The organism is Micromonospora sp. NPDC047548 (assembly GCF_040642975.1).
GTDB lineage: Bacteria > Actinomycetota > Actinomycetes > Mycobacteriales > Micromonosporaceae > Micromonospora.
Genome location: NZ_JBEYTI010000113.1, coordinates 1 through 2,695, shown reverse-complemented (window position 1 = coordinate 2,695; position 2,695 = coordinate 1). Strand labels below are relative to the sequence as shown.

2 protein-coding genes and 2 pseudogenes are annotated in these 2,695 nt (G+C 68.5%); 1 reads left to right on the top strand and 3 read right to left on the bottom strand.

Going from position 1 to position 2,695, the window contains the following annotated elements; translation table 11 throughout:
• Positions 1 to 173 precede the first annotated feature (173 nt).
• Positions 174 to 1,274, top strand: a complete 1,101-nt coding sequence (locus tag ABZ807_RS33260) for a reverse transcriptase domain-containing protein (RefSeq protein ID WP_357167112.1) — start codon at positions 174 to 176, stop codon at positions 1,272 to 1,274.
• Here ABZ807_RS33260 and ABZ807_RS33255 read toward each other — a convergent pair.
• The 3 genes and pseudogenes from ABZ807_RS33255 to ABZ807_RS33245 form a co-directional block, all read right to left on the bottom strand.
• Positions 1,223 to 2,038, bottom strand: coding sequence for an ISAs1 family transposase (locus tag ABZ807_RS33255; RefSeq protein WP_357167110.1), 816 nt, complete (start codon positions 2,036 to 2,038; stop codon positions 1,223 to 1,225). The two genes, ABZ807_RS33260 and ABZ807_RS33255, sit on opposite strands and share 52 nt — an antisense overlap.
• A gap of 5 nt (positions 2,039 to 2,043) precedes the next feature.
• Positions 2,044 to 2,508 (bottom strand): annotated as a pseudogene (locus tag ABZ807_RS33250) (IS30 family transposase); the annotation flags it as partial.
• Between the two features lie 62 nt (positions 2,509 to 2,570).
• Positions 2,571 to 2,690: pseudogene (locus ABZ807_RS33245) on the bottom strand (helix-turn-helix domain-containing protein); the annotation flags it as partial.
• Positions 2,691 to 2,695: the final 5 nt, after the last annotated feature.

Here is a 2,695-nt window from a genome sequence, read left to right as displayed (position 1 = left end):
ACCGTCAACGGAGAAGACCCGCTCATTCATCACCCAATCACTCGACATCCAAGATCATCCTACCTTGGTGTCGCGATGACCGTTTGACTCCGCCCGGTATCGGGGCGTGATCGGCATCCCCTCACCCTGGCCGACCGAGGTATGAGGACAACACCACCAGCCCTGGACGGGACTTGTGGAGAGCCCGCTGCGTCGATGAGGCGCACGGCGGGTTCGGGAGGCGGCTCGGGGAAACGGACCGGCTGAAAGGCCGGCACCGCGCCCCGAGTCGACCTCACCGGCCCCGGCGGCGGGCGCAGGACGCGATTGCTGAGATCCACCTGTTCGGCACCAAGAGCTACGAGTGGGTGCTGGACGCTGACATCAAGGCGTGTTTCGACGAGATCGATCACACCGCCCTGATGGACCGGGTCCGGTCGAGGATCAAGGACAAACGCGTACTGGCGCTGGTGAAGGCGTTCCTCAAGGCCGGGGTGATGACCGAACTCGGCCATGTTGAGGACACTGCCACGGGAACACCACAAGGCGGGATCTTGTCCCCGCTGCTGGCGAACATCGCGCTCAGCGTGCTCGATGAGCATGTCCACGCGCCGTGGAAGCCGGGCGGGACGATGAGTACCGACGGCCGCCGCCGGTATCGACGTCAGAAAGGCCTGCCGAACTGGCGGATCGTCCGGTACGCGGACGATTTCGCGGTTCTGGTGAACGGTGCCCGAGACGACGTCGAGGCTTTGCGCGAGAGCATCGCGACGGTGCTGGCCACGATCGGGCTCCGCCTGTCGGCGGAGAAGACCCGCGTGGTCCACCTGAGCGAGGGGTTCGACTTCCTCGGGTTCCGTATCCAGCGGCGCCGTAAACGAGGATCGTCGAAGTGGCACGTGTACACGTTCATAGGCGATCGGCCCGTCCGGTCGCTGAAGAGCAAAGTACGTGCCCTGACCCGCAGGACATCACAGCAGGACCCGGCAGCCGTGCTGATCCGCCTCGGGCAGGTCCTGCGCGGCTGGTCCACGTACTTCCGACACGCGGTCGCCAAGAACACCTTCCGGCAACTGGCCCACTTCGTGTGGAACCGGGTCGTGCGGTGGTGGCGAACGCTGCACCGGTGGACGTGGACAGCGTTCCGCCGACGGTTCACCACCGAGCAAGGGCGGTGGAAGCCGCTGTCGGCGGACGGGATCGCACTGTTCGACCTCAACACCGTGCGGGTCACCCGCTACCGCTATCGAGGTGCAGCGATCCCCACTCCGTGGCCCCTGCTGCAACAAGCCTGACGGCACAGCCGTGGAGAGCCCGGTGCCTGGAGACAGGCACGCCGGGTTCGGAGAGCGGCCTGGGGAAACGGACCGAGAGTAATCCCGGCACCGCGCCCCAGGCCGACTCGACAGTGCAGCCGGTTCTCGACATGCCATTCCAGGCGTGCCCATTCCTGCAGGTCAGCGGGCTGGGCGTGGGCGGCGGGCAGTGACGCCACCAGATAGACGGTCTCTCGTGTGCGCTTGCCGGCCACCGTGCGGGAGCGGGTGATCCGGACGGCCTGTTGGGCGTGGGGGAAGCCGATGCCACCGGGAGTCTGGACGGTCAACGCCTTGACGGTACGGGTCTCACGACGGCCGTGTCCGGTGTCGCGGTGTTGGTCCCCGACCGGCACCTGCGCCCAGGGCAGATGCTTGAGCTGGGCGAACAACGTCGGCTGGTTGGCCTTGACCGACACATACAGGTGCCCGCCGGCAGCGGCGACGGCTCGGGCGTGGGCGACCTGTGCGTGGAGCGCGTCCGCGACGATCACTACACCTGCCAGGCCGCCCAACCGGACCGCGACCTGCTCCAGCAGCGGAGCGAACGCCGGAATCTCGTTCGACTTCACCGCGACCTGGACCTGCGCCAGGACCACGCCGGTGGAGGTGTCGTAGGCCGACAGCAGGTGAACCCGCCCCTCGGGCAGGACAGCACCCCGCACCACCTTGCCGTCAACGGCGATGACCCGCCGCACCGGCGGCGGCGCCGACAGCCGGGAGCACAGCCAGCCGGCCAGCACCGCTGTCAACGTCTCGGCGTCGACGCGACCATCGCCAGGTACTTGGGGTCGGAGGTGATCGGGACGCCCTTGGGGAAGTACTCCCGCAGGATCCGGTTGGCGTTCTCGTTGCTGCCGCGTTGCCAGGGTGAGTGCGGGCGGGCGAAGTACACCGGCAGCCCGGCGGCGGTGATCCTCGCGTGGCCGGCCATCTCCGACCCGCAGTCCCAGGTCAACGACCGGGCCAGCTGCACGGGTAGCGTCCCGGCGGCGGCGATGATCGCGTCGCCGACGGTCAACGAGTCCCGGCCGGTCAGCGGGACCAGGACCACGAACCGGGACGTGCGCTCGACCAGCGTCGCCACCGCGCTCTTACCCGCCTTGCCGATGACCAAGTCGCCTTCCCAGTGCCCGGGGACCTGTCGGCCCTCGACCTCGGCGGGGCGTTCGTCCAGGTAGCGGGGCTCACGGATCCGCGGCGCCGGCGCGGGGCGGGCACCGCCACGGCGGACGGAGCGGCCCGGTACCCGACCCGGCCGCCGTGCCGGGCGACCTCCCGCGAGATCATCGACGGGTTCCGGCTGATCAGGACCCCGATCTGCTTGTACTCCAGGCCTTCGGCCAGGCCACGGGATATCTCTTCACGGTCAGCCAAGGTCAATATTGCGCGCACGGCGG